Annotated in this window: 6 protein-coding genes; 3 read left to right on the top strand and 3 right to left on the bottom strand. The window is 71.2% G+C overall.

All coding sequences use genetic code 11. The features are described from left to right. Positions 1–47: 47 nt before the first annotated feature. Complete coding sequence (locus ACFWZH_RS39275) at positions 48–1,568, bottom strand: hypothetical protein (RefSeq protein ID WP_384443268.1); 1,521 nt, start codon at positions 1,566–1,568, stop codon at positions 48–50. Between the two features lie 100 nt (positions 1,569–1,668). Further along, positions 1,669–1,896 carry a hypothetical protein gene (locus tag ACFWZH_RS39270; RefSeq protein ID WP_384443265.1) on the bottom strand — a complete coding sequence of 76 codons (228 nt, stop codon included), beginning with the start codon at positions 1,894–1,896 and terminating at the stop codon, positions 1,669–1,671. A gap of 169 nt (positions 1,897–2,065) precedes the next feature. Here ACFWZH_RS39270 and ACFWZH_RS39265 point away from each other — a divergent pair, with 169 nt between their 5' ends. Further along, positions 2,066–3,040, top strand: coding sequence for a carbohydrate kinase family protein (locus tag ACFWZH_RS39265; protein WP_384443262.1), 975 nt, complete (start codon positions 2,066–2,068; stop codon positions 3,038–3,040). A gap of 18 nt (positions 3,041–3,058) precedes the next feature. On the opposite strand, the gene ACFWZH_RS39260 is transcribed toward ACFWZH_RS39265, so the two are convergent. Beyond that, the gene (locus tag ACFWZH_RS39260) at positions 3,059–4,492 is read right to left on the bottom strand and encodes a cysteine desulfurase/sulfurtransferase TusA family protein (RefSeq protein WP_384443259.1); all 1,434 of its coding nucleotides are present in this window, start codon (positions 4,490–4,492) and stop codon (positions 3,059–3,061) included. Between the two features lie 361 nt (positions 4,493–4,853). Here ACFWZH_RS39260 and coxB point away from each other — a divergent pair, with 361 nt between their 5' ends. Continuing rightward, positions 4,854–5,816, top strand: a complete 963-nt coding sequence (gene coxB / locus ACFWZH_RS39255) for a cytochrome c oxidase subunit II (RefSeq protein ID WP_384443256.1) — start codon at positions 4,854–4,856, stop codon at positions 5,814–5,816. After that, on the top strand, positions 5,813–6,420 hold a 608-nt coding region (locus ACFWZH_RS39250; protein ID WP_384443253.1), incomplete at its 3' end, for a cbb3-type cytochrome c oxidase subunit I. The genes coxB and ACFWZH_RS39250, both read left to right, overlap by 4 nt.

Genomic DNA, 6,420 nt, shown 5'->3' with positions numbered 1-6,420 from the left:
CCCGAGTGGGGGCGCCGCCTTCGCCGTATCCGTGTCCGGGCCCGCCGCTACCGCTTCGGCACGGCCTCACCGGTCGACACGTCGATCACCTTCCGGCCGTCCAGCGGCTCGCGCAGCGTGACGGTCTTGGTGAACTCCTTGGCGATCTTCACACAGACCTGGCCCGGCTTCTTGTCCCGGCCGACGACCTTGGTCTTCACGGCCGTGTCCGACTCCTCGGCGCTCACCGAGTAGACGCTGCACACCCCGCCCCAGAAGTGCACGGTCAGCTTCCGGCCGCCGTCGCCCACGTCGTACGACTCCAGCGCCATCGCGCCCGGCTTCCCCGACGGCCCCTTCGGGGTCCGGTCCTTGTGCGCCAGGTACTTCGGATCCACCGCGGGGTGCGCGACGGTCGTCGTGGCGTCCGGGCCGGTACCGGTGGTGCCCGGCTGGCGGACCGTGTACAGCCACGACGGCACCAGCGCCTGTCCGCCGCTGACGTACTGCACCGCGAGCCCGAAGACGGCGCCGGTCACCTCGGCCGGCTTCTGGGCCTTCGTCGGCGACGGCTCGCACGGCGCGATCTGGCCGCCCTTGCCGCCCTTGCCGCCCTTCCCCGGGGGGACCGAGGGGCAGTCGGCCGGTGTGCGGCCCCCGCCCGCGTTCAACCGCTCCAGCGTCTTGTCCGCGCTCAGCACGGGGTACACCGCGCCCTTGACCGGGTTCGCCAACTGGCCGCTGCCGCCGACCACCTGACCGTCCGAGCCGACCTGCAGATCGCTCTGCCAGCCGTACGTCGGCAGCCCGCCGAGCACCGGATTCGCGGTGACGATCCGCACCGCGCCGGACAGCCCGCTCGCATCGAGCCGGGCGCTCTCCTGGCCGAGCGCCTTGAGCACCGGCCGCACCGCCCGCTTGGCCTTCTCCGGTGACACCGCGTCCTTGCCGCTGCTGTCGTCCTCGGTCGTGATGTCCCCGCCGCTGCGGTACGAGGGGCAGCCCGGCCGGCCCGACGTGCTGGCGCCGGGGCCCGCCTGGTCGCCGTCCGTGCCGTTCTCGGCGGCGGGCAGCGCGCAGTTCGTGCCGCCCGGGGTGCCGTACTGCGAGTACGTCCAGGAGCCCGAGCCGGTCTTGTTCACCTGCAGGACGGGACTGCGGGCGTCCCGGGTCAGCCCGCCCACCTTCCAGGTGCTGCCCTCCGAACGGACCTTTCCGGCCACATCGAGCGCCTTCGCCAGCCGTTCGACCGACTCCCGGCTGATCTCGCCCTGGGGCCGGTACACCGGCGCCGACGACGGGCCGCCGGGCAGTTCCTTCACGGCCTTGTACTTCGCGCCCTGCGGATTGGGCTCACCGGCCGCTATCGAGCCGCCCGTATAGCCGTCGAGCGCGAGCGGCGGCGGGTCGGCCCGGCCCGCGGAACCCGGGCCGGAGCCCTCTTCTTCGCTGGACGCGGACGAGGCCCAGTACGCCGCGCCGCCCCCGGCCAGCAGCACCGCGGCGGCCATCGAGGCGACCAGCAGCGGGCTGCGGCGCCGACGCTCCTTGGGGTGGTCCGGGGTCGTGGGGGTGTCCTCGGTGTTCACCGCATCGCTCCTTCAGCTCCGCTGAACATCTGCCGTGCCACCCTCCGTGGGGTGGACGTCGATGGGACGGAGCGGGGGCGTACGCGGTTCCCCGAACGGCTCAGTCGCCGTAGTCGGACATGTTGTCCACGATCTCGGCGGACCGCTCGGGAACCTCGACCCCGTGCAGGTCGGATGCCCGGCCGGGCGCCGGCGCGGCCCGGCGCCCGGCCTTCCAGCGCCCCGCCATCCGTGCGCAGTCCCCGCGCAGCTCGTCGAGCGACTCCGGCTCGGATGCGGCGGGTGAGGCGGCGACACGCGGTGTGACGGCTTTCACAGGCTTGGTCATAGGGGCACCGTACGCAGGCACCCGGCGCGGAGAAAGACCTACTATTGAGTAGTTATCCACTGGTTTCAGCGGTTCCGCCTATCCGGGATGCGCAGGTGGTTTTGCACCCCGCCAGGTAGCGTTGCTCCACGTCCGCAAGTCCCTCCGCCTCCGCAGGAGCAGACCCGTCGTGCGTATCGCAGTCACCGGCTCCATCGCCACCGACCACCTGATGACCTTTCCCGGCCGCTTCGCCGACCAGCTCGTGGCCGACCAGCTGCATACGGTCTCCCTCTCCTTCCTGGTCGACCAGCTCGACGTCCGCCGTGGCGGAGTCGCCCCCAACATCTGCTTCGGCATGGGCCAGCTCGGCATCGAGCCGATCCTGGTCGGCGCCGCGGGCAACGACTTCGAGGAGTACCGCGCCTGGCTCGACCGCCACGGCGTCGACACCCGCTCCGTACGCATCTCCGAGGTGCTGCACACCGCGCGCTTCGTGTGCACCACCGACGCCGACCACAACCAGATCGGCTCCTTCTACACCGGCGCGATGAGCGAGGCCCGGCTGATCGAGCTGCAGCACGTGGCCGAGCGGGTCGGCGGCCTGGACCTCGTGCTGATCGGCGCGGACGACCCCGAGGCGATGATCCGGCACACCGAGGAGTGCCGCACCCGCGGCATCCCCTTCGCCGCCGACTTCTCCCAGCAGATCGCCCGGATGGACGGCGACAACATCCGCACCCTCATGGAGGGCGCCACCTACCTCTTCTCCAACGAGTACGAGAAGGGCCTGATCGAGTCCAAGACCGGCTGGACCGGTGAGGAGATCCTCGCCAAGGTCGGCACCCGCGTCACCACCCTCGGCTCCAACGGCGTGCGCATCGAGCGGGTCGGCGAGCCCACGATCGAGGTCGGCGTCCCGGAGGAGAAGACCAAGGCCGACCCCACCGGCGTCGGCGACGCCTTCCGCGCCGGCTTCCTGTCCGGTCTGGCCTGGGGCGTCGGCCTGGAGCGCGCCGCGCAGGTCGGCTGCATGCTGGCGACGCTGGTCATCGAGACCGTCGGCACCCAGGAGTACGAGCTGCACCGCAGCCACTTCATGGACCGCTTCACCAAGGCGTACGGCCACGAGGCCGCCGCCGACGTCCAGCAGTACCTGGTCTGAACCGGCCGGAACAACGGCTCAGACGCGGCGCCGCACGACATAGGCGGCGCCGCGTTCCGCCGCCCGCTCGCCCACGTACTCCTGCTCGCGCATCGTGCACCAGGCGGGGATGTCCTGCCGGGCGGCCTCGTCGTCGGAGAGCACCGTGACCGTCCCGCCGACGGGCACCCGGCCGATCACCTTGGCCAGCTCGATGACCGGGACGGGACAGCGCCTGCCGAGGGAGTCGACGACCAGGTCCGCGGGCCCGGCGGCCGCCGTCTGCGGCGCCTCACCGGCCTCAGCCACACCGGCCTCCGTCACCTCGGCTGCCACCGACGGCACCCCCAGCCGCTCCCGTACCGAGCGCACCACCCCGGGCAGCACCTCCAGGAACCGGTCGACATCCGCCTCCTTCGTCCCGTACGGCAGCGAGACCCGGACGTTCCCCTCGGACAGCACCCCCATCGCGCGCAGCACATGGCTCGGCTCCAGGGTGCTGGAGGTACAGGACGATCCGGACGAGACGGAGAAGCCGGCCCGGTCGAGCTCGTGCAGCAGGGTCTCCCCGTCGACATAGAGACAGGAGAAGGTGACCAGATGGGGGAGGCGGTGCACCGGATCGCCGACCACCTCCACCTCCGGGACCAGCGCCGGCACCCGCGTGCGGATCCGGTTGACCAGCTGCCGCAGCCGCGCCGCCTCGGCGGCGGTCCCGGGGTCGGCCCGCAGCGCGCGCAGCGACGCCGCGGCCGCCACGATCGCCGGGATGTTCTCGAACCCCGGGCTGCGGCCCGACTCCCGCTCGTCCGCGGGCCCCTGGGGCGCGAACCGGGTCCCCTTGCGGACCACGAGCAGTCCGACACCGGGCGGCCCGCCCCACTTGTGGGCGCTCGCCGCCAGCAACGACCAGGCGCCGGGCACCGGCCCCCAGGGCAGCGACTGCGCGGCGTCCACCAGCAGGGGCACGCCGGACTCCCGGCAGAGCCCGGCCACCTCCTCGACCGGCTGCTCGGTGCCCACCTCGTGGTTCGCGGACTGCAGGGCCACCAGCGCGGTGTCCGGGGTGAGCGCGGCTGCCAGGTCGCCGGCCGCCACCCGGCCCGTACGGTCCACGGCCAGCTCCGCGCGAGTGCCGCCGGCCGCCTCATGGGCCTGGGCGGCGTGCAGCACGCAGGAGTGCTCGACGGCGGAGTGCAGCAGCCGGCGGCCGACACGCCGACGGGCCGCCAGTGCGCCGGCGACTCCCCGATGCACCGCCTGCGTACCCGAAGGGGTGAAAACCAACTCGTCGGGGCGACAGCCGACGGCCTCGGCCGCGGTCTCGCGCGCGGCGTCCAGCAGCAGCCGGCCGCGGCGGCCCTCGCGGTAGAGGCGGGCCGGGTCGGCCCAGCCCTCGTCGAGCGAGGCGAGCAGGGCCTCGCGGGCGACCGGGTGCAGGGGAGCGGTGGACGCGGCGTCGAAGTAGGGCACGTACGAGACGTTAGTCCCCCGGGGTCCCGGCGGCGTCCCCGCCCGGCCGGTCCGCGGGCCGGTCGCCGGGCCCGCCGCCGAGCCCGGTCCGCCGGGCCGGGGCGCGAGGGCGCCGGTCACGCCGTCAGATGCCTGGTGGGAGCGGGTAATCGGGTGCGGCGAGGGCGCCTCCCGGAGGACCCGGCCACCCCTTAGGGGTGCGTCGCGGCGCGTTGGGCACCCTCCCCGCGCGACCCCAAATAGCGTCCAGTAGGGTTTGGTCCGCATAAACATCCAAACCCCTGCCCGACGCAGGGCGGCGACCGACCAGCGAGTAAGGCCGCAGCCGACCGCGCGGGCGAGACTCTCGGGAAGGCGCTACGTGAGTCCCAACGGCTCCGACCGCTCGTCGCGGCGCCCGATGCGGCGGAAGCTGCCGCAGGTGCTTGCTGCGGGCCTGGTCCTGGCGACCGCTACTGGTTGCACATATAAGGACTTCCCCCGCCTCGGCATGCCAACGCCCGTCACCGACGAGGCGCCGCGGATCCTCTCTCTTTGGCAGGGCTCCTGGGCCGCCGCCCTCGCAACGGGCGTGCTGGTGTGGGGCCTGATCATTTGGAGCGTGATCTTCCACCGCCGCAGCAGGACCAAGGTGGAGGTCCCCGCGCAGACCCGGTACAACATGCCGATCGAGGCGTTGTACACGATCGTCCCGTTCATCATCATCGCGGTGCTCTTCTACTTCACCGCACGTGATGAGAGCGCACTCCTGAAGACTTCCAAGAAGCCGGACCACGTCATCAACGTGGTGGGCTTCCAGTGGAGCTGGGGGTTCAACTACCTGGAGGACGTCGACGGCAACAAGTCGACCACGAACATCGACTCCAGCGCGCTCTCCGCGATCCCGGACAAGTGGAAGAAGACCGCGCCGGCCGGTGCCGACGGCGTCTACGACGTGGGCGTTCCGGGCACCCGGAACCCGCAGAACGGCAACCCCGGCCCCACGCTGTGGCTGCCGAAGGGTGAGACGGTCCAGTTCGTACTGACTTCGCGCGACGTCATCCACTCCTTCTGGGTGGTGCCGTTCCTGATGAAGCAGGACGTCATCCCGGGCCACACCAACGTCTTCGAGGTGACCCCCAACAAGGAGGGCACCTTCATGGGCAAGTGCGCCGAGCTCTGCGGCGTCGACCACTCCCGGATGCTCTTCAACGTCAAGGTCGTCTCCCCTGAGCGGTACCGGGAGCACCTGCAGGAACTGAAGAAGAAGGGCCAGGCCGGATACCTGCCGTCGGGCATCAAGCAGACGGATCACGCCAGGAATGCGGAGACGAAGAACCAGTGAGCATCCTCAACGAACCTCAGGGTGCCGCCGCCGATACGGCTCCGGCAGCACCGCCCGTACGGAAAAAGCAGCCCGGTATCGCTGCCGTGAAGTGGCTGACGACCACTGACCACAAGACCATCGGCACGATGTACCTGGTCACGTCGTTCGCGTTCTTCTGCATCGGTGGCCTGATGGCGCTGCTGATGCGGGCCGAGCTGGCCCGTCCCGGCACGCAGCTCATGTCGAACGAGCAGTTCAACCAGGCGTTCACCATGCATGGCACGATCATGCTGCTGATGTTCGCCACCCCGCTGTTCGCCGGTTTCGCGAACTGGATCATGCCGCTGCAGATCGGCGCGCCCGACGTGGCGTTCCCGCGGCTGAACATGTTCGCCTACTGGCTGTACCTCTTCGGCTCGCTGATCGCGGTGGCCGGCTTCCTCACCCCGCAGGGTGCGGCGGACTTCGGCTGGTTCGCGTACTCGCCGCTGTCGGACGCGGTGCGTTCGCCGGGCGTCGGCGCCGACATGTGGATCATGGGTCTGGCCTTCTCCGGCTTCGGCACGATCCTCGGTTCGGTCAACTTCATCACGACGATCATCTGCATGCGGGCTCCCGGCAT

The sequence above is a fragment of the Streptomyces sp. NPDC059008 genome, assembly GCF_042749045.1.
In the GTDB taxonomy this organism is placed as follows: domain Bacteria; phylum Actinomycetota; class Actinomycetes; order Streptomycetales; family Streptomycetaceae; genus Streptomyces.
This window is presented reverse-complemented; position numbering and strand designations above follow the sequence as displayed.